Annotated in this window: 17 protein-coding genes; 12 read left to right on the top strand and 5 right to left on the bottom strand. The window is 67.2% G+C overall.

The window, feature by feature from the left end:
• The first annotated feature begins 88 nt into the window (after positions 1–88).
• The 6 genes from uvrC (at position 89) to leuB (ending at position 8,810) form a co-directional block, all read left to right on the top strand.
• Positions 89–2,011 carry an excinuclease ABC subunit UvrC gene (gene uvrC / locus HB724_RS17025; protein ID WP_213982142.1) on the top strand — a complete coding sequence of 641 codons (1,923 nt, stop codon included), beginning with the start codon at positions 89–91 and terminating at the stop codon, positions 2,009–2,011.
• 112 nt (positions 2,012–2,123) lie between these two features.
• The gene (locus HB724_RS17020; protein WP_213982141.1) at positions 2,124–4,925 is read left to right on the top strand and encodes a DUF3857 domain-containing protein; all 2,802 of its coding nucleotides are present in this window, start codon (positions 2,124–2,126) and stop codon (positions 4,923–4,925) included.
• A gap of 54 nt (positions 4,926–4,979) precedes the next feature.
• On the top strand, positions 4,980–5,936 hold the full coding sequence (locus HB724_RS17015) for a polysaccharide deacetylase family protein (RefSeq protein WP_213982140.1): 957 nt from the start codon (positions 4,980–4,982) through the stop codon (positions 5,934–5,936).
• Positions 5,933–6,856, top strand: a complete 924-nt coding sequence (locus HB724_RS17010) for a GNAT family N-acetyltransferase (protein WP_213982139.1) — start codon at positions 5,933–5,935, stop codon at positions 6,854–6,856. Before HB724_RS17015 ends, HB724_RS17010 begins: the two co-directional genes overlap by 4 nt.
• A 120-nt stretch (positions 6,857–6,976) precedes the next feature.
• Positions 6,977–7,708, top strand: coding sequence for a DNA repair protein RecO (gene recO / locus HB724_RS17005; protein WP_213982138.1), 732 nt, complete (start codon positions 6,977–6,979; stop codon positions 7,706–7,708).
• A 52-nt stretch (positions 7,709–7,760) separates the two neighbouring features.
• Positions 7,761–8,810, top strand: a complete 1,050-nt coding sequence (gene leuB, locus HB724_RS17000) for a 3-isopropylmalate dehydrogenase (RefSeq protein ID WP_213982137.1) — start codon at positions 7,761–7,763, stop codon at positions 8,808–8,810.
• Between the two features lie 55 nt (positions 8,811–8,865).
• On the opposite strand, the gene HB724_RS16995 is transcribed toward leuB, so the two are convergent.
• Entirely contained in the window at positions 8,866–10,167 is a 1,302-nt protein-coding gene (locus HB724_RS16995; RefSeq protein ID WP_213982136.1) for a phospholipid carrier-dependent glycosyltransferase, read from the bottom strand.
• An 83-nt stretch (positions 10,168–10,250) separates the two neighbouring features.
• Here HB724_RS16995 and HB724_RS16990 point away from each other — a divergent pair, with 83 nt between their 5' ends.
• From HB724_RS16990 to HB724_RS16980, 3 genes are read left to right on the top strand one after another with little or no spacing between them, the layout of a single operon-like run.
• Complete coding sequence (locus HB724_RS16990; protein WP_213982135.1) at positions 10,251–11,459, top strand: aminotransferase class I/II-fold pyridoxal phosphate-dependent enzyme; 1,209 nt, start codon at positions 10,251–10,253, stop codon at positions 11,457–11,459.
• Positions 11,456–11,854 (top strand): Co2+/Mg2+ efflux protein ApaG, encoded by a 399-nt coding sequence (gene apaG, locus HB724_RS16985; RefSeq protein ID WP_213982134.1) that lies wholly within the window; start codon positions 11,456–11,458, stop codon positions 11,852–11,854. The genes HB724_RS16990 and apaG overlap by 4 nt, the downstream gene beginning before the upstream one ends.
• Entirely contained in the window at positions 11,851–12,642 is a 792-nt protein-coding gene (locus HB724_RS16980; RefSeq protein WP_213982133.1) for a LysR family transcriptional regulator, read from the top strand. The genes apaG and HB724_RS16980 overlap by 4 nt, the downstream gene beginning before the upstream one ends.
• Positions 12,643–12,697: 55 nt before the next feature.
• On the opposite strand, the gene HB724_RS16975 is transcribed toward HB724_RS16980, so the two are convergent.
• On the bottom strand, positions 12,698–13,702 hold the full coding sequence (locus HB724_RS16975) for a PIN domain-containing protein (protein ID WP_213982132.1): 1,005 nt from the start codon (positions 13,700–13,702) through the stop codon (positions 12,698–12,700).
• A gap of 388 nt (positions 13,703–14,090) precedes the next feature.
• Between HB724_RS16975 and HB724_RS16970 the strand changes: the two genes are divergently transcribed.
• From HB724_RS16970 to HB724_RS16960, 3 genes are read left to right on the top strand one after another with little or no spacing between them, the layout of a single operon-like run.
• A complete protein-coding gene (locus HB724_RS16970; protein ID WP_213982131.1) occupies positions 14,091–14,927 on the top strand; it encodes a TIGR00266 family protein in 837 nt (278 codons plus the stop codon).
• Positions 14,928–14,958: 31 nt separating this feature from the next.
• Positions 14,959–15,480, top strand: a complete 522-nt coding sequence (locus HB724_RS16965; RefSeq protein WP_346344751.1) for a GNAT family protein — start codon at positions 14,959–14,961, stop codon at positions 15,478–15,480.
• Positions 15,462–15,719, top strand: a complete 258-nt coding sequence (locus HB724_RS16960) for a hypothetical protein (RefSeq protein WP_213982129.1) — start codon at positions 15,462–15,464, stop codon at positions 15,717–15,719. Before HB724_RS16965 ends, HB724_RS16960 begins: the two co-directional genes overlap by 19 nt.
• Before the next feature lie 215 nt (positions 15,720–15,934).
• Here the strand turns inward: HB724_RS16960 and HB724_RS16955 are convergent, their stop codons facing one another.
• The 3 genes from HB724_RS16955 to HB724_RS16945 form a co-directional block, all read right to left on the bottom strand.
• The gene (locus tag HB724_RS16955) at positions 15,935–17,263 is read right to left on the bottom strand and encodes a serine hydrolase (RefSeq protein WP_213982128.1); all 1,329 of its coding nucleotides are present in this window, start codon (positions 17,261–17,263) and stop codon (positions 15,935–15,937) included.
• Positions 17,264–17,523: 260 nt separating this feature from the next.
• Entirely contained in the window at positions 17,524–19,509 is a 1,986-nt protein-coding gene (gene parE / locus HB724_RS16950) for a DNA topoisomerase IV subunit B (protein ID WP_213982127.1), read from the bottom strand.
• Between the two features lie 116 nt (positions 19,510–19,625).
• On the bottom strand, positions 19,626–20,052 hold a 427-nt coding region (locus HB724_RS16945; protein ID WP_256731587.1), incomplete at its 5' end, for a GcrA family cell cycle regulator.

Here is a 20,052-nt window from a genome sequence, read left to right as displayed (position 1 = left end):
TCTCTCCCGATTTTGCCGGCACTATGGACCTTGGGCGCGCGCGATCAAGTTGCCCCGGCCCGCGCCCATGCCTAAATCGACCATGACGATGTCAGACCCCAATTCCCCCAATCGCTTCAATGAGGAAAAGGCGACCTACGCGGTGCGCGGCGAAGGCGCGCCCGATCTCGACGCGGGCGTGGCGGCGATTCGCAACGTGCTGAAGACGCTGCCCGCGCGGCCCGGCGTCTATCGCATGCAGGATGCGCGCGGCGACGTGCTCTATGTCGGCAAGGCGCGGGCGCTCAAGAACCGCGTCACCAACTACACCCAGGTCCAGCGCCTATCGAAGCGGCTCCAGCGCATGGTCGCCCAGACGCGCTCGATGACGATCGTCACCACCAACAACGAGGCCGAGGCGCTGCTGCTGGAGGCGCAGCTCATCAAGCGCTTCCGCCCGCCCTACAACGTGCTGCTGCGCGACGATAAGAGCTTCCCCTTCATCCTGCTGCGCCGCGACCATGAATTCCCCCGCGTCCAGCTCCATCGCGGCGCGCGGCGCTTCAAGGGCGATTATTTCGGGCCGTTCGCCGGCGCGGGGCAGGTGCGCAAGACGCTCAACGCGCTCCAGAAGCTGTTCCTGCTCCGGAGCTGCACCGACGGCTTCTTCGCCACGCGCGACCGGCCGTGCCTGCTCTACCAGATCCGCCGCTGCTCGGCGCCTTGCGTCGGCCGCATCGACGAGGCCGGCTATGCCGAGCTGATGAACGACGCCCGCGATTTCCTCCAGGGCAAGTCGACCAAGGTCCAGGCCAAGCTCGGCGAGGCGATGCAGGCTGCCGCGGAAAATCTCGATTTCGAGCAGGCTGCCGTGCTGCGCGACCGGCTGAAGGCGCTCACCTTCATCCAGGGCAGCCAGGCGATCAACGCCGAAGGGGTGGGCGATGCCGATATCTTCGCGCTCGCCAACAAGTCCGGCGTGATGGGTATCCAGGCGTTCTTCATCCGAGGCGGCCAGAATTGGGGCCATCGCAGCTTCTTCCCCGCGCACACCAACGAGGTGCCGGAGGACGAAGTGCTGTCGGCCTTCCTGATGCAGTTCTACGAGGAAGTGCCGCCGCCGAAGAACGTGTTCGTCGATCGCGAGCTGGAGGAGGCGGGTATCCTCGCCGAGGCGATGGCCGAGCGCGCGGGCTTCAAGGTCGCGCTCTCGGTGCCGCAGCGCGGCGCGCGGCGGCGGCTGATGGAGCAGGCGCAGCGCAACGCGGTCGAGGCGCTCGACCGGCGGCTGGCGGAAAGCACCACCCAGGCCAAGCTGCTCGCCGAGATCGCCGATATCTTCGAGCTGCCCGAGCCGCCCGATCGCATCGAGATCTACGACAACAGCCATATCCAGGGCACCAATGCGCTGGGGGCGATGGTCGTCGCGGGGCCGGAGGGCTTCCGCAAGAACCAGTATCGCAAGTTCAACATCAAGCGTGCCGAGACCATTCCGGGCGACGATTTCGGCATGATGCGCGAAGTATTCTCCCGCCGCTTCGCCCGCGCGCAGGAGGAAGATCCCGATCGCCAGGGCGACACCTGGCCCGATCTGGTGCTGGTCGATGGCGGGCGCGGGCAGTTGAATGCCGTGAAGGGCGTGCTGGAGAATCTCGGCATCGAGGATGTCTGCCTGGTCGGTGTCGCCAAGGGGCCGCATCATGGCCGCGAGGGGCGCGAGGTGTTCCACCTGATGGACGGGCGCGAACTGATGCTGCCGGTCAATTCGCCAGTGCTCTTCTATCTCCAGCGCCTGCGCGACGAGGCGCACCGCTTCGCGATCGGCGCGCACCGGGCGAAGCGCGCCAAAGCGATCGGCGCGAGCCCGCTCGACGAAGTGCCCGGCATCGGCCCGGCGCGGAAAAAGGCGCTGCTGATGCACTTCGGCACCGCCCGCGCGGTGCGCGGCGCCAGCCTGGAGGATCTGCAAAGGGCGCCGGGCGTATCGGCGGCGGTGGCGCAGCAGCTCTACGATTATTTCCACGCGGGCTGACGCTTCCGGGCGGTGCACCGAAATTCCCGCGCTTCTGCACCGTGCCTGCGCGGCCCTCTATTGAGTGCGCCGGAGAAGTGGCTAGATTCGCGGGATCAACAGGGGGTGGAATTTGCGCAGATCGATAGCCGCGTTGCTGGCCACGACCATTTTCGTCGGCGTCGCCCATGCCGGGGACAAGCCGATCTATGCCGCCGCGCCGGATTGGGTCCAGCCCGCGCCGCCGATCGACGTCAGCCATCTGGGCGATGCGGATCCGGTGCTGCTGGTGATGGATCAGCAGCAGCGGCTCCAGGACGGCCAGGTCTGGGCCTATACCGACATGGCAATGCGGATCGCCTCGCCGGCGGTGCTCACCCAGGCCGGTACGCTGCCGCTGCCCTGGGATCCGAGCAAGGGCGACATCATCATCCACCGCGTCGAAATCCTGCGCGGCACAGAGCATATCGACGTGCTGGCATCGGGCGATCGCTTCAAGGTGCTCCAGCGCGAGCAGCAGCTGGAGCGGGCGACGCTGAACGGCCTGCTGACGGCGACGCTGGCGGTCGAGGGCCTGCGCGTCGGCGACGTGCTCCACCTCAGCTTCTCGATCACGCACAAGGATCCGGCGCTGCACGGCCATGTCCAGAACACGTCGCTGCTGGTTCCCGAACCGGCGCGGTTGCAGTTCGGGCGCATCCGGACGCTCTGGCCGCAATCGATGGACCTGAAGACGCGGACCTATATCAAGGGCATCGAGCTCAAGCCGGTCGATCGCGCGGACGGCTTTCACGAGCTGTCGTTCACATTGCCCGTCGCCAAGCCGGCGGAGATGCCCGGCGATGCGCCCGGCCGCTTCCAGCCGCTGCCGATCTTCGACATGACCAATTATGGCGACTGGTCCGAAGTATCGAAGGACATGGCGCCGCTCTTCGCGACCGACGGCGCGATCGCGCCGGGAAGCCCGCTTGCGGCGGAAGCGGCGAAGATCGCCGCGGCGAGCAGCGATCCGCGCACCCGCGCGGCGCTGGCGCTGCAACTGGTGCAGGACAAGGTCCGCTATCTGTACAAGGGCATGGACGGCGGCAATTACGTGCCCCAAGCGCCCGCCCAGACCTGGTCCGCCCGCTATGGCGACTGCAAGGCCAAGTCGCTGCTGCTGCTCTCGATCCTGCGGGAGCTCGGGATCGAGGCGGAGCCGGTGCTGGTGAGCGCCGATCTCGGCGATCTGCTGGCGGTCCGCCTGCCGATGCCGGGGGCGTTCAACCATATGATCGTCCGCGCGACGATCGGCGGCGAGAGCCTGTGGCTCGACGGCACCGGTTCGGGCGCGCGGCTTTCCGATCTCGGCGACGTGCCGCCCTTTCGGCATGCGCTGCCGCTGCGCGTCGGCGGCGCCGGGCTGATGGACATGCCGATGCGCCCCAATGCGCGGCCGATGAACGACGCGGAGATCGATATCGACGCGACCGCCGGCCTGTTGCTGCCGATGCCTTATACCGCGCGGATCACCGTGCTCGGCGCGACCGCCGAGGTGATGCGCGTCGTCTCGATCCAGAGCGGCAAGGAGGATACCGATGCCGCCATCGATCGGCTGCTCACCGGGCTGCTCGGCGCGAACGAGGCGGTCGGCCGCAGCTTCAAATATGACGAGGCGACCGCGAGCGCGACGATCGCCGCGCACGGCATCGCCTATCCCGAATGGAGCAAGCAGGACGAACGCCTCACTGTCACGCTCGATTCGACGGTCAACGCGATCGATTTCACGCCCGATCGCGCGCGTTCGGCGTGGCGCGACATTCCCGTCGCAAGCGGCGGCTATGACGATTCGCGCGTGCTGGTCCGCACCCATCTGCCCGATGGCGGCAAGGGCTTCACGCTGAGCGGCGCGACCACGCTGCCGCGCAGCCTGGGCGGCAAGCTGCTCACCCGCAGCGCGGCGCTGGGGCCGGATGGCGTCATCACCGTCGACGATCGCGTGGTCTCGGGCCTGATCGAAACCGCGCCGGCCGATATCTCGGCGACGCGCGCGCAGGTCGCCCAGGCCAAGACGCAATTGCTCAAGGCCATCGCGCCCGCCGACCGCCCAACCTTGCTCGCCGAGGCCGATGCGGCGAAGCGGAGCAAGCGGCTGGCGCCGATCCTGGCGGTCTATGCCCAGCAGATCGCCGAAAAGCCGGACGACGTCGAAAGCTATACCGATCGCGCCTGGCTCTTCGAGCGGATCTATGATCGCGCGGGGGCGATCAAGGATCTGACCAAGGCCGTCGAGCTTGCGCCCAGCGTCGACATCTATCTGCGCCGCGCGCGCCAATATCGCGCGCTCAACGACGATGTGCGGGCGCTGGCCGATGCGCAGGCGGCAGTGGCGCTCGATCCGAGCGCGAGCGGCGCGATCGGCATGGTCGCCGCGCTGGAGGCCGAGCATGGCAAGCGCGATGCGGCGATCGACAGCCTGGCCGAGCATGTCGCCGCGGGCGGCGACGAGAAGACGACCTATGTCATTGCCCAGGCCGATCTGCTTGCCGGCGGCGAGCGGACCGATGAAGCACTGTCGCTGCTCGACGGCGTGATCGCGAAATCGCCGGGCAATGCCGGGCTGATGAATTCGCGCTGCTGGATCAAGGGCACGCGCAACGTCGCGCTCGATACGGCGCTCAAGGATTGCACCAAGGCGATCGAATTGAGCGAATCCCCGGCCTCCGCGCTCGACAGCCGGGCGCTGGTCTATTTCCGCATGAACCGGATGGACGACGCGGTCGCCGATCTGAACGCGGCGCTCGACTATGATTCGGAGCAGGCGGCAAGCCTGTTCATGCGCGGGGTGATCCGCAAGCGGACGGGCGCGCCCGGCGCGGACGCCGATCTCGCCGCGGCCCGGACGATCTGGCCGCGCGTGGACGAGGATTACGATCGGTACGGCATCAAGCCATAGGGCGTATCGTGCGGATTCGGGATTTCTTCACGCCGGCGCGCTAAGCCCCGCGCCATGCCGACGCGCGTATTCCTGACCATCGATACCGAGCTGATGTGGCGCCATCACGTCGCCGGGCTCGATCCGGAGACGATCGTCCAGCGCTCGCTGGAGCCCGCTGGCGTCGGCATCGGCTGGCAGCTTGCGCAGCTCGGCCGGCATGGGCTGAAGGCGACCTTCTTCGTCGATCCGATGCCGGCGCTGGTCTACGGCCTCGATCCGATCCGGCGCGTGGTGGGCGCGGTGCTGGAGGCGGGGCAGGAGGTGCAGCTTCACCTCCATCCCAACTGGACCGGCGCGACGGCGGGGGATCGCGGCGCAAGCTACGGCCCGTTCGAGCTGATCGACTACAGCCTGGAGGAGCAGGCCCGGCTGATCGCCGGCGCGGCGGACATGCTGGTCGCGGCGGGTGCGCCGAAGCCGGTCGCCTTCCGATCGGGCAGCTATTCGGCCAGCGACGACACCCTGCTTGCCCTGGCCGAGCTCGGTTTCCGCTATGATTCGAGCCATAACGGCTCCGAGCATCCTTGGCCCAGCGCGATCGGCCTCGATGCGCGCCAGATCGCGCCGATCGCATATCGCGGGATCACCGAGGTTCCGGTCACGCTGATCGAGGACCGCAGGGATCACCTCCGCCATTTCCAGATCTGCGCGCTTTCCGCCGCCGAGATGAAGGCCGCGCTCGATCATGCCGCGCGCGCGGGCCATGCGGCGGTGACGGTGGTGGGGCACAGCTTCGAGCTCGCCAATCGCGCCGGCACCCGGCCCAACGCCGTGCATGTCCGCCGTTTCGAGATGCTGTGCCGCCTGCTGGGTCGCCGCCGCGAGGCGCTGGTGACTAGCCATTTCCGCGACCTGCCCGTGCTGCGGCTGGACCAGGCCGATGCGCCGCTCGGCCCCAGCCTGTTGCGCACCCGCCTGCGCCAGGCGGAGCAGCTCTGGTCGAACTTGGTCGAGGAACGCGTGGCATGACGGCGGCGCATCCCGCCAAGCCGGTGCGGCTCAAGTTCGAGATCGGCGCGCGCACCTTGTTCGCCGTGCGGCGGTCGCTGGCCCGCGTGCCGCTCACGCTGGAGGATGCGATCGAGAGTCGGCTGCCGGTGCTCCCGCCGCTGGAACGCGGCACGCACGGCTATTCGGTGACGTCGCTGCCCGAGGATCGCCAGGCGGCGATGCTCCATGCCTCGGGCGGGATGCTGCCCTTCGTGCGCCAGCGCTACACGCGCTATTATCTCGATTTCGAGATCGGCTTCGACGCCTGGTTCGGCGGCCTGTCGTCCAACGCCCGCCAGGGCCTCAAGCGCAAGGCCAAGAAGATTGCAGGCGGCGGCGCGCTCGACGTCCGCCGTTTCCACGCGCCGCACGAACTGGAGGCATTCCACGCCGTTGCGCGGCAGATCTCGCAGCGCACCTATCAGGAGCGGCTGCTCGGCTCGGGCCTGCCCGACGGCCCGGAGTTCGTGCGGGAGATGCTGGCGCTGGCCGCCGCAGATCGCGCGCGCGCCTGGCTGCTCTACATCGCCGGCGAGCCTGTCGCGTACCTCTATTGCCCGGTGTTGGGCGATACCGTGATCTACGCCCATGTCGGCCATGATCCGGCGTTCAACGATCTCTCGCCGGGCGCGGTGCTCCAGCTCGAGGCGATGCGCGACCTGTTCGCAGAGGAACGCTTCGGCCGATTCGACTTCACGGAAGGGGAGGGCCAGCACAAGCGCCAGTTCGCCACCGGCGGCGTGGCCTGTATCGATCTCCTCCTGCTGCGCCCGAGCCTCGCCAACCGGCTGACGATGGCGGCGCTCGGCGGCTTCAACGCCTCGGTAGCGCTGGCGAAACGCGCGGTGAACGCGGCCGGGCTGGAGAAACTCGCGAAACGGGTCCGGCGAGGCGCCTGAAAAAGCCCCTCCCCTTCAGGGGAGGGGTTTGGGGTGGGGCAGTGTCTCACCGAGACCGAAGCTCGTGATAACTCCCCCAACCCCTCCCCCGAAGGCGCGGGGCTTGATATGGCATGTCCCATGCATCTCCGCGCCGAAGCGATCATCCTCAGCATCCGCGCGCATGGCGAGCATGGCGCGGTGGTGCGTGCGCTCACCGAGAGCGACGGCCTCCAGCCCGGCTATGTCCGCGGCGGCCGTTCGCGGGCGCTCCGCCCGATCCTCCAGCCCGCAAACCTTGTCCTCGGCGAATGGCGCGCCCGCACCGAGGAGCAGCTTGCCGCGCTCACGGTCGAGCTGATCCACAGCCGCGCGCCGATGTTCGGCGAGCCGCTGCCTGCCGCCGCGTTCGACTGGGCGACTGCGCTCACCGCCGCGACCCTGCCCGACGGCCAGCCCTATCCGCGCCTCTACAGCGCGCTCGACGGCGTGCTCGCCGCGATCGAGGCGGCGCCGGCGGCGCGCGGCTGGGCGGTGGCGCTGGTCCGCTACGAGCTGTTGCTGCTCGCCGATCTGGGCTTCGGCCTCGACCTGGAGCATTGCGCCGCCACCGGCCGCAACGACGATCTCGCCTTTGTCAGCCCGAAAAGCGGCATCGCCGTCAGCCGCCTGGGCGCGGAGGGCTATGAGCGCCGCCTGCTCGCCTTGCCCCGCTTCCTGATCGAGGGCGGCGAGGCGGATTGGGACGATATCCTGGCCGGCCTCAAGCTCACCGGCCACTTCCTCGAACGCGATCTGCTGATCGGAAAAAGCGCCGACACGCTCGCCGCGCGCGCACGGCTGGTCGATCGATTGCTGCGGGCGGTTGCCTAACTGGCGCGGTATCGGCAAAGCGGCACGGTTTTTCGAGCTATTGGGAGCGGAAATGCCGCTGATTGCTGTTTTGCCCGGTGACGGGATCGGTCCTGAAGTCACGCATGAGGCGAGGCGCGTGCTCGAAGCGCTCGATCTCGATCTCCAGTTCGAGGAAGCGCCAATCGGCGGCGCCGCCTATCTCGCCTCGGGCCGTCCGCTGCCGCCCGATACGCTCGCACTCGCCAAGCGGTCCGACGCCGTGCTGTTCGGCGCGATCGGCGATCCCCGCTTCGACGCGCTCGAACGCCGCCTGCGGCCCGAGGCGGCGCTGCTCGGCATCCGGCGCGAGCTGGGCCTGTTCGCCAATATCCGCCCCGCCTCGCTCTTTCCGGGGCTGGAGAACGCCTCGCCGCTCAAGAACGAGATCGTCGCGGGCCTCGACATCGTCATCGTCCGCGAGCTGACCGGCGACGTCTATTTCGGCGAGAAGGGCCGCCGCACCACGCTGGAGGGGCTGCGCCAGGGCCACGACCTGATGAGCTATGACGAAGGCGAGGTGGAGCGCATCGCCCGCGTCGGCTTCGAGATGGCCAAGCGCCGCAAGCGCAAGCTCTGCTCGGTGGACAAGGCGAACGTGCTGGAGACGTCGCAGCTCTGGCGCGACGTGGTCAACGATCTCGCGACCGACTATCCCGAGGTCCATCTGACCCATATGTATGTCGACAACGCCGCGATGCAGCTCGTGCGCGCACCGACTGCGTTCGACGTGATCGTGACGGGTAATCTGTTCGGCGACATCCTGTCGGACGAAGCGAGCATGTGCGCCGGCTCGATCGGCATGCTGCCCTCGGCCTCGCTCTCGGCCTGGAGCGGCGCCAACGGCATGTACGAGCCGATCCATGGCAGCGCGCCGGACATTGCGGGGCAGGGCAAGGCCAATCCGTGCGCGGCGATCCTCTCGGCCGCGCTGCTGCTGCGCCATTCGCTCGACAACGAAGCCGCCGCCCGCCGTATCGAGGCGGCGGTCGCCGCTGCGCTGGTCAAGGGCGCCCGCACGGCCGATCTGGGCGGCAGCCTCTCCACCACGGCGATGGGCGACGCGGTGTTGGCGGAACTCTGAATATCGTTCGTCATCCCGGCGCAGGCCGGGATGACGAGAGTTTTGGATTGGCGGCCTACCGCCAGCTCGGGAACCACATCCAGTAATTGAACGACTGGCCGTCATGCAGCGGGGAGGCGGCCAGGATCGGGTAGAAATAGCCGAAGGCGATCAGCGAGAGGGCGGTGAACCACTCCTCCCAGCCCTTGTTCCTGCCGCGGTCGAAATGGTCGAACGCCACCGGCAGCACCAGGCACAGGAAGATCGCCGAGAGGTGGTAATAATAATAGAAACCCAGGGATTTGGGGATGACGATGTAGATCGCCACCGATGCGATCCACAGCAAGGCCCCCGCCAGCGGCCGGATCGCCCTGGACCGGAACCACGCCGCCAGGCAGGCGAGCACGCCCACCAGCCCGCCCCACATGATGACGGGATTGCCGATCAGCAGCACGCCGCGCTGCGCGCCCATGTCCCATTCGTAGAAGAACCAGATCGGCCGGATCATCAGCGGCCAGCTCCACCAGTCGGACTGGTAGGTATGGTGGCGCAGAACCTGGGTCTGGGCGCCGTACATCTGGCGCTGGAGATCGAGCAGGCCGGACAGGCTGAGCGGATCGGAGGCGTAGAAGAAGGCGGGCGCGAAGGTGAGGAAATAGGTGATGATGCTCACCGCGCCCAGGATCGCGAGGCCCGGGATCGTCGCCAGCCCCGGCCAGTGCGGCTGGTTCTTCATCCAGAAGGCGGAATCGATCGATTTCTTCGCCCGGCGCGCGTCGAGGATGCGGATGACGACAAAGGCCAGCCCGGCAAGCGCGACATAGGGCACCGCCGCCCATTTGACCGCGGTCGCCAGCCCCAGCAGCACGCTCGCCCCGATCCAGCGCCACCGCACCTGCCGGGGCGTGCCCTTCATCGCCCAGAGCATCAGCACCAGCGCCCAAAGCACGAACGCGCCCAGGAACACGTCGAGCATCGCCGTGCGCGCCTGGACGAACAGGCTCTGGTTCAGCGCCGCCAGCGCCGCGCCCACCAGAGCCGGCCGCATCCGTCCGCCGAGCAGCAGCCAGATAAAGGCGAACACCCCCACCACCGTCGCCGTGCCGGCCAGGCTGGGCAGGATCCGCCAGCCGATCGGATTGTCGCCGAAGACCATCATGCCCAGCGCGATCAGCTCCTTGCCGAGCAGCGGATGCTCGGTATTGCGCGGGGCCGAGAGGTCGATCAGCGCCTGGGCGGCGGGCACATAATGCACCTCGTCGAACATGATCCGGCTGGGCTGGTCGAGATGCAGGGTGAACAGCGCTTGCGCGGCCAGGGCGATCAGCAGGGCGACGATGGCGGGGCGGCTCTGAAGGGCCTTGATGCGATCCAGCATGGCGGCTCGATAGCATCCCGCTCCCGCTTAAGGGAGGGAGAAGTGGTTGACGTAGGGGCGCCGCGCCCGGCAAAGCGAAATCCATGAAGCGTCATACCGGCCAGGACCAAAGCATCACCCGCAACTGGAAGCCCGCCACCCAGGCGGTGCGCGGCGGCACGGCGCGCTCCGAATGGGGCGAGACGAGCGAGGCGATCTTCCTCACCTCGGGCTATGCCTATGATTGCGCGGCCGATGCGGCGGATCGTTTCGCCGGCGAGCAGGTCGGCATGACCTATTCGCGCCTCCAGAACCCCACGGTCGAGATGCTGGAGCAGCGCATCGCCCTGCTCGAAGGCGCCGAGGCCTGCCGCTCGATGGCGACCGGCATGGCGGCGATGACGGCGGCCCTGCTCTGCCAGCTCGAACAAGGCGACCATCTGGTCCAGGGCCGCGCCGCCTTCGGCTCGTGCCGCTGGCTCACCGACTCGCTGCTCCCCAAGTTCGGCATCGAGACGACCGTGATCGACGCGCGCGATCCCCAGCAGTTCCAGGACGCGATCCGGCCGAACACCAAGCTGTTCTTCTTCGAGACTCCCGCCAACCCCACGATGGATGTGGTGGACCTTGAGGCGGTGTGCGGCATCGCCCGCGCGCACGGCATCAAGACGGTGGTCGACAATGCCTTCGCCACCCCCGCGCTCCAGCGCCCGATGGACTATGGCGCGGACATCGTCGCCTATTCCGCCACCAAGATGATGGACGGCCAGGGTCGTGTGCTGGCGGGTGCCGTGACGGGCACCGAGGATTTCATCAACAACACGCTGCTGCCCTTCACCCGCAACACCGGCCCGACGCTGAGCGCGTTCAACGCCTGGGTGGTGCTCAAGGGGCTGGAGACGCTCGACCTGCGCATCCGCCGCCAGAGCGAGAATGCGCTGAAGGTCGGCAGATTCCTGGAAGGCCGCGTACCGCGCATCCTCCATCCGGGGCTCCCCAGCCACCCGCAGCACAATCTGGCGATGCGCCAGATGGAGGCGACCGGCCCGATCTTCGCCTTCGAGGTGGAGGGCGGCCGCGCCCAGGCGCACGGCCTGCTCGACGGGCTCGGCCTGATCGACATCTCCAACAATATCGGCGATTCGCGCTCGCTGATGACGCATCCGTCCTCCACCACCCATTCGGGCGTGGCCGAGGAAAAGCGGCTGGAGATGGGCGTGACCGAAGGCATGCTGCGCCTCAATGTCGGCCTCGAAGACCCGGACGACGTGATCGCCGATCTCGATCAGGCGCTGGCGGGCGTCGGGCTGTGAAAGCCCTGTTCACCGACGAGGCGGAGACGCGCGGCGTCGTCGTCCGCGTGTCGGTGTCCTATCTCCCCGAGCAGTCCGAGCCGCAGCGCGGCCGCTGGTTCTGGGCCTATCATATCCGCATCGAGAATGAGGGCCCTCACACCGTGCAGCTCCTCACCCGCCACTGGATCATCACCGACGGCCGCGGCGCGCGCCATTCGGTGGAGGGCGAGGGCGTGGTCGGCGAGCAGCCGATGATCGAGCCGGGCGGCAGCTTCGACTATGTTTCGGGCTGCCCGCTCTCGACGCCCACGGGATCGATGCAGGGCAGCTATCACATGATCGGCGAGGACGGATCGGCGTTCGACGTCGCCATCCCCAAATTCACCCTGATCGCCCCGGCGGTGACCGGGTGAAGCGCACGCATCTCCCGCTGAACGGCCTGCGCGTGCTCGATGCGGCCGCGCGGCACCTGTCGTTCACCCGCGCCGCGGACGAGCTGGCGGTGACGCCCGCCGCCGTGGGCCAGCAGATCCGCGCGCTAGAGGATACGCTCGGCGTCGTCCTGTTCCGCCGCACCACTAAGGGGCTGGAGCTGACGCCCGAGGCAGAGGCCGGTCTGGTCGCGCTGCGCGCCGGCTTCCTCCAGTTCGAGGAATCGGTGCGGGCGATGCAGGCGGGGCAATCCTCCAAGTCGTTGACGATCGCCGCCCCGCGCGACCTCACCGCCAAATGGCTGATGCCCAAGCTCGCCGAGATCGCCCGCGCGGACGGCGAGCTGCGCTTCATGCTGGTTCCGGCCGACGATTCGATCGACTTCACCGAAGCCAATCTTGACCTCGCGATCCGCTGGGGCGAGGGCCCCGGCGAGAATGAGGGCGAGGCGCTGGAAAGCGACGGCATGGTCACCGTAGAGCGCCCCGGCGGCGGTATTGACACCAGGATCGCCTGGGAAGGTTGCCTGGCCGAGGATGCAGGCTCGCCGGTCCGCGTCGCCGATGCCGGGCTGGCGGTGGACGCCGCGGCCGAGGGGCTGGGCCAGGCCACGGTCCCCGAGCTGATCGCCCGCGCCGACATCGCCTCGGGCCGCGTCGTGACGGTGGGCGAGGCGCGCTCGTCGCGAATGGGCTATTGGCTGGTCGCGCCGCTTCCCCAATGGCGGCAGAAGAAGGTCAAGGCTCTGGTCGAGGCGCTGGGGGCTTAGGCTGGCCTGCTAGGGTATGATGCGAAGAGGGTGGTATTCGGGAGGGGGCCGAAATTCAGAATGAACTGTGGTCGCCTTGCTCTACTTCCACGAGAATCCCAGGCTGAAAAGCAGCCTTCGCCTGTTCTTCGAGCCCATCCTTGATTTGACCGGAGAATGCGTCGATCAATCGGGCGTAGAAATTGCTTACGTCTTCGTCGGAGGCTATCCACCGGATCTGGCTGTTGGTGAGCCCCGCCTCGATCAGTTCATTGGCGTCGTCGAGCGTCAGCGCATCGAAGAATGGATCGATTTGCGTGATAGCCCAATGGGTCACCGAGAAGCTGCCGCTATGGACTAGGTGTGCGATAGCCGTTGCCTTCTCTCGATCCACCTCCAGCTTGATGTTCTCGAATTGGGCATTGAGGAAGGGCTTCAGCTCCTTGTGCAAACAAAGGTCGCCCTTCTTTTTGGTCTTCCATTCGTCCACTAGATATTGGTGCGGCTTACCGTTCTTGAATGCCGATTGATAGTCGCCGTCCTTGGAGACTATATGCAGGGTGACCTCGGCGGGAACGGTCTCGAGTAGATATTCCCAATTGATCTGATCTCCGAGCGAACTTCCCTTGCCGGGTGGGTTTCCGACTTCCTTGCGTAGCCGCGCTTTCTCGATCATCTCGTTTGACACCGGCCCGACGCCGGCCTTTTCGAAGAGATCCGTAACCAGCTTGTCGACGGCGAAAGATTTGCTGGCTGCGTCCTGCCGCGCTTTCTGCACAAGATCGTTCCGAACCTTGCCGAGATCGCTGATCGCCTTCTTATAGGCTTCCGCCTCCTCATAATCCGCAAGGAATCGAGGCAGGGCCTTGTTCCCGACTTCAGCGAACTCGTTGATTGAGGCAGCTAACTTCACTTCGCGGTTGCGCGCAAACTCATCGTTAACCTGCGAGGGAACGTAAAGCTTTAGTTGCCCGGTGCCGATCAGGCCGGAGAGCTTTTGGAGTTGCTCAATGTCATCGGTCGCATAGGCATAAAAGGAAAGGAGGACATTTGTATCGACGAACAGATGCAGCGAAGCCATAGCGAACCTTCGATTTTCATCTGAGCGTCATTCATGCCCTCGAAGCGGTCAACCCAAAATCGTCCGTTCCCGGCTTCAGCCATGGCGCATCTCCGTCTTGACGGCAGACGGTTGGCCATCGGCCACAAGCCGCTGCCGTGCAGAGTCGCTCTTGTCACTACGTCAGAGTGAAGGCGGCTCTTTCAAATTGCGATGTAGGATTGCGCCTGCTTGGTCGGTGCGTCGCCGGATGCACCGGGTAATGGCAATTACTACCGAATTTACGAAATAAAATTACGAGATTGGGCGCGTTGTCGTGGAATCGGTCAATTTTGCCGGCGCCTTTCCGCCTTCCAACGACCCCGCGCGCTCGGCTATCAGGCAGCCACAACTTCGGGAGCTCACACTAATGCCGCCGTCCAGCCCTTGGTCGCATCATCGCCAGTCCGGCGTCGCCGACGATATCGATTTCGAGATCAAAGGGCAGGAGCTCCAGTTCGTCGAGATCGAGCTCGATCCGGGCGAGAGCGCCGTGGCCGAGGCTGGCGCTTTGGTGTGGAAGGATGCCAGCATCGGCATGACCACCGTGTTCGGTGACGGCAGCGGCGGGCAGGGCGACGGCTTCATGGGCAAGCTTCTCGGCGCCGGCAAAAGGCTGGTGACCGGCGAGAGCCTGTTCACCACCGTCTTCACGCATGAAGGCTCGGGCAAGGCACGCGTCGCCTTCGCCTCACCCACGCCGGGATCGATCCTGCCGCTGCGCCTCGCCGATTACGGCGGCACGCTGATCTGCCAGAAGGATTCGTTCCTGGCCGCGGCCAAGGGCGTGTCGATCGGTGTCCAGTTCCAGCGCCGCATGATGACCGGCCTGTTCGGCGGCGAGGGCTTCATCATGCAGAAGCTCCAGGGCGATGGCTGGGTGTTCGTCCAGATGGGCGGCACCGTGGTCGAGCGCGAGCTGGAGCCGGGCCAGGAACTGCATGTCGATACCGGCTGCCTGGCCGCCTACACTCCCGGCGTCGAGTTCGATCTGGTCGCGGCGGGCGGGGTGCGCAGCGTGCTCTTCGGCGGCGAGGGGCTGTTCTTCGCGCGGCTCACCGGGCCAGGCAAGGTGTGGATCCAGTCGCTGCCTTTCTCGCGGCTGGCCGGGCGGATGCTCGCGGCGGCGGGCGGCTATGGCGGGCAGAATCGCGGCGAGGGCAGCGTGCTGGGAGGACTGGGCGATTTCATCGGCGGCAACCGCTGAACCGGCGCGAGGCGCAGCCCGCGGGACGCCGGTGCTGGAAACCGGGCGGCTGCGCCTGCGTCCGCGCACCGAGGCCGATGCCGAGGCGCTGTTCCCCGCCTATGCCGATGCCGAGCTGATGACCTGGTGGACCCACGCGGCCCATGTCGACATCGCCCAGACCCGTGCGCAGTTCGCGCAGCGCTCGCCCGATTGGCGCTGCTGGGCCATCACCCGAAAGGGAGACGATACGGCGATCGGCTTCGTCGGAGCGGGGGAGAAGCGGCAGGGTGAAGTGACCGAGATCGGCTATCTCCTCGCCCGCGAACATTGGGGAGCGGGCATCGCCGCGGAGGCGGTGGCGCGGGTGATCGACCAGCTCTTCGTCGAAGGTCAGCGCCGCGTCTTCGCCGATACCGATCCGGAGAATGCCCATTCGCGCGGCCTGCTCGAACGGCTGGGCTTCAAGCTGGAGGGCGTGCTCCGCGCCGAATGGGAGACGCATATTGGCGTGCGCGACACCGCGCTCTACGGATTGCTGCGCGAGGAATGGCAATGGCCCCGCCGAACCTGAAAGATCCCGCCGAGCGCGCCGCCTATCGCCGCGAGCTGGCGGGGGTGGCGCGGGGCGTCCGGCTGTCGGGCATCATCCTCGCGGCGCTCGGCGCGGTGCTGGTGCTGCTCTGGCGCCGCAGTCAGCTCGCCATGCCGCCCTGGCTGGCGTTCGCCGTGCTCGGCATGGGGCTGATGCTGATGATTACCGGCATCGCCGCGCGCACCCGCTATCACGCGCTGAGGATGCGTGGGGGTTAGGGCTGGCAATGTAGGATTTGGCCTGCGATCCTGTGCGGGCTCTTTCTCATCGCGAATAAAATGCCGTCTCCCACGTCCAGACGCGTGCGATGACCTGCGACTTTTGTGACTTTAGGGTAATCGGCTACCGCTGAAGGCGGGGCAGTGGTTCCTTTCACTCGGTCACCCCGGCACTTCGGCCGGGGTGACGGAAAGATGGGCAAAAAGGCGGAGCGCTATTCGGGCACCGCCAGCTCCGCCGCCTTGCCGATCAGCCCGGCGAATCGCCCCTGCTCGACTTCCGCCGCCGGATCGTTCCAGCTTCCCGAGAGGACATACCAGTCGCCGTTCTTCGCCTGGAGCAGCAGCGTCATCGCTATCACGCCGGGCTCGGAGCCGCCCTTGTAGCCGACATATTGCCATTTGGCCGCGACCGCAGGCGAAATGCTCGTGTTCTTCGACAGGATCGCGCGCGCATCCGTCCCCTTGGGGCCTTCGGTGTTGCGCCGCAGCCAGTCCATCACCCGGACCAGGTCGTTCGGCGACTCGAACCATTCGAGCTGGTCGATCATCACCGGCTTGCCGTCCCTGAACAGCATCGGATCGATCGCGCCGATCGGGGTGGCGGCGATCTCGCCGGCCAGCAGTTTGCGCCTGCCGGCCTCGTCGAGCGCCAGATAGCGCTTCGCCAGCGCGCCCTGGCCGACGCCCTTGAGCTTGAACAGCTCGAGCGTGCCCAGGAACGGCCGGTTGCGCGCCGGATCGGCGATGCCGATCACCGGCATCATCGCCTCCACCTTCTCCCGGCCCAGCGTTCGCAGCAATATGTCGGTGGCGCTGTTGTCGCTGATCGAGATCATCTGCGTCGCGAGCTCGCGCAGGCTGACCTTGGTGCCGACGGGCTTGAAGGTGTAGCCGCCGCCGGGCAGCGGCGTACCGTCCAGCGTGACGGTGTCGTCCCACTTCCGCTCGCCGGCGTTGGTGGCGCGGACCAGTTCGGCGAGGATCACCAGCTTGAATTCCGATCCGATCGCGAACGGCCGGTCGGCATCATGCTGCTTCAGCGCCTGCGGCGCGCCGTTGCCGAGCCTGGCGAGCACGAAACCGGCGCCGCCGCGCAGGCCCTGGATCGCCGTGGAGACTTGGTCGAGCGTCTTCTCGCGCGCGGTGAGGCCGCTGATGAGCAGGCCGGTCACCTGATGCGGTGCTGCGGGATCGACCGCGATCCGGATCGTGGCGAGCGCATCGCGGTACGCCACCGTGACGGCGCCCGACCAGGGCGAGGCCGCCTCCACATTCTGGATATCCGAATAGGGGCCGTTGGTGGCGATCAACTGCGCGTTGATCTGGTCGAATTTCTCCTTGGGCACCTGTGCCCGGAAGCTGGGCGCGAAATAGGCGTCATAGTCGCCCTTGCCGGAGAGGATGCCGGCCAGCTCCTTCACCCGCGCCTCGAATTCCGGCGCGGCCTGGGCGGGTGCGGCAGCCTGGGGAGTAGGCGGAGTCTGGGCGGAAGCGGGAACGGCCAGCGCGAACGCGGGCAGGCAGAGCAGCAGGTAGCGCATCGGCGACTTGTCTCCATGCAGGCGATGTCCGCACGCTAGCCGCGAATAATTATGATATCAACATTTATATGGGGAGAATGGTATTCTTGACCGGTGCAAATAACCCCCATCGTCACCCCAGCCGCAGTGCCGGGGTCCACCGGGAGGCTGGGAAAGCCGCTGGAGGTGTGAGGGGCTCTCTGGAGGAGGAGTGGACCCCGGCACTGCGGCCGGGGTGACGGGTGGGGACATCGGCTGGATGCCTACCCAACACGGGTGCCTCAGGCGTCGATCACTTCCTCGTCGAGCCGCGCCGCATTCTCCTGGATGAAGGCGAAGCGATGGGCGGGATTGTTGCCCATCAGCCGGTCGACCAGATCCTTTACCCCGGCGCGCTCCTCATATTCCTGGGGCAGCGTAACGCGCAGCAGGCCGCGCGTCGTGGGGTCCATCGTCGTCTCCTTGAGCTGGTTGGGGTTCATCTCCCCCAGCCCCTTGAAGCGGCTGACCTCGACCTTCTTGCCCTTGAAGTCGCTCGCCTCGATCTCGATCCGATGCGCGTCGTCGCGGGCATAGAGGCTCTTGGAGCCCACCGTCAGGCGATAGAGCGGCGGCTGCGCCAGATAGAGATGCCCCTGGCGCACCAGATCGGGCATTTCCTGGAAGAAGAAGGTCATCAGCAGCGTCGCGATATGGGCGCCGTCGACGTCCGCATCGGTCATGATGATGATGCGTTCGTAGCGCAGGTTGGTCGCGTCGCAATCCTTGCGCGTGCCGCAGCCCAGCGCCTGGATCAGGTCGGCGATCTCCTGGTTGGCCAGGATCTTGGCGCTGGTGGCGCTGGCGACGTTCAGAATCTTGCCGCGGATCGGCAGGATCGCCTGGGTCTTGCGGTCGCGCGCCTGCTTGGCGGAGCCGCCGGCCGAATCGCCCTCGACGATGAACAGCTCGGTGCCCTTGGGATCGTCCGACGCGCAATCGGTGAGCTTGCCGGGCAGGCGCAGCTTGCGGGCCGAAGTCGCGGTCTTGCGCTTCACTTCGCGCTCGGCCTTGCGCTTCAGCCGCTCGTCCATCCGCTCGAGCACATAGGCGAGCAGCGCCTTGCCGCGGTCCATATGGTCGGAGAGGAAATGATCGAAATGGTCGCGCACCGCCCGCTCGACCAGCGCCGCCGCCTCGGGCGAGGTCAGCCGGTCCTTGGTCTGGCTCTGGAACTGGGGATCGCGGATGAAGACCGAGAGCATCAGCTCGCTGCCCGTCATCAGGTCGTCCGCGGTGATGTCCCTGGCCTTTTTCTGGCCGACCAGTTCCCCGAACGCGCGGATGCCCTTGGTCAGCGCGGCGCGTAGCCCCGCCTCATGCGTGCCGCCGTCGGGAGTCGGGATGGTGTTGCAGTACCAAGAGTAGCTGCCGTCGCTCCACAGCGGCCAGGCCACCGCCCATTCGACCCGCCCCTGCGCCACGCCCGGGAAATCCTGCGCGCCGAAGAAGAAATCGGCGGTCGCGCAGTTGCGGCCGGCGATCTGTTCCTTCAGGTGATCGGCCAGGCCGCCGGGGAACTGAAACACCGCCTCGGCGGGCGTATCGTCGCTGAGGAGCGAGGGATCGCACTTCCAGCGGATCTCGACGCCCGCGAACAGATAGGCCTTGGAGCGGGCGAGCTTGTAGAGCCGCGCCGGCTTGAAGAGCATTTCCGGCCCGAAGATCTCGGGATCCGGCGTGAAGGCGACCGAGGTGCCGCGCCGGTTCGGCGTGCCGCCCAGATGCTCCAGCGGGCCGAGCGTCAGCCCCTTGCTGAAGCGCTGGCGATACAGCTCCTTGTTGCGCGCGACCTCGACGACGGTATCGACCGACAGCGCGTTGACCACGCTCACGCCGACGCCGTGCAGGCCGCCCGAGGTCGCATAGGCCTTGCCGTCGAACTTGCCGCCCGAATGGAGGGTGGAGAGGATCACCTCCAGCGCCGACTTGTCCGGGAATTTGGGATGCGGATCGACCGGGATGCCGCGGCCATTGTCGACGATCGTCAGTCGGTTGCCCGGCTCCAGCGTGACTTCGATCCGGTTGGCGTGCCCTGCCACCGCCTCGTCCATCGCATTGTCGAGCACTTCGGCGGCGAGGTGATGCAGCGCGCGCTCGTCGGTGCCGCCGATATACATGCCGGGGCGCCGCCGGACGGGCTCCAGCCCTTCCAGCACTTCGATCGAGGAGGCGTCATAGGTGCCGGGAACGGCATTGGGGGAAGCGAACAGGTCTTCGTCGGACATGCACCGGGTATAGGAGGTGCGGAGTCAGCGGCGCAAGGCGAACGCGCAGTTTATCCGAACGGGCCGGGTCGCGGCTCCGTCGCCCTGGGCATGCAGCGGCGACGGAGCATCGGCGATCAGCGGACGCGCGGGCCGCCGAAGGGCATCGGGGGCGGCGGGCGGCGATCACGGCGCGGGAGCTGCGCCTGATAGGCATGGCCGCAATGCGCGACGCAGTATGGGAAGCCCGGGTTCACCTTCTCGCCGCAGAAATGGAAATCGGGCTCGCCGGGATGGCCGAGCGGCCATTTGCAGATGCGGTCGTTGAGATCGAGCAGCGTCGTCTTGCCCGCGATCGCCTCGCTCGGCTTGGCGGGGACCAGGCGGCGCGGCGGGGCCGGCGTGATCGGCGCGGCCTGCTCGCCGGGATTCTGGCGCAGGAAGCCGCCGGGGCCCGCCGGGCCCCGCCCCCGCCCTCCCCCCTTGGCCCCGGGCCCTGGCCGGGCCCCCCCCGCCCCGGGCGGCGCGGCGGGCGCCGCCCCGGGGCCCGGGGCCGGGGGGCGG

Source organism: Sphingomonas sp. dw_22, assembly GCF_018449795.1.
Taxonomy (GTDB): Bacteria; Pseudomonadota; Alphaproteobacteria; order Sphingomonadales; family Sphingomonadaceae; genus Sphingomonas.
This window is presented reverse-complemented; position numbering and strand designations above follow the sequence as displayed.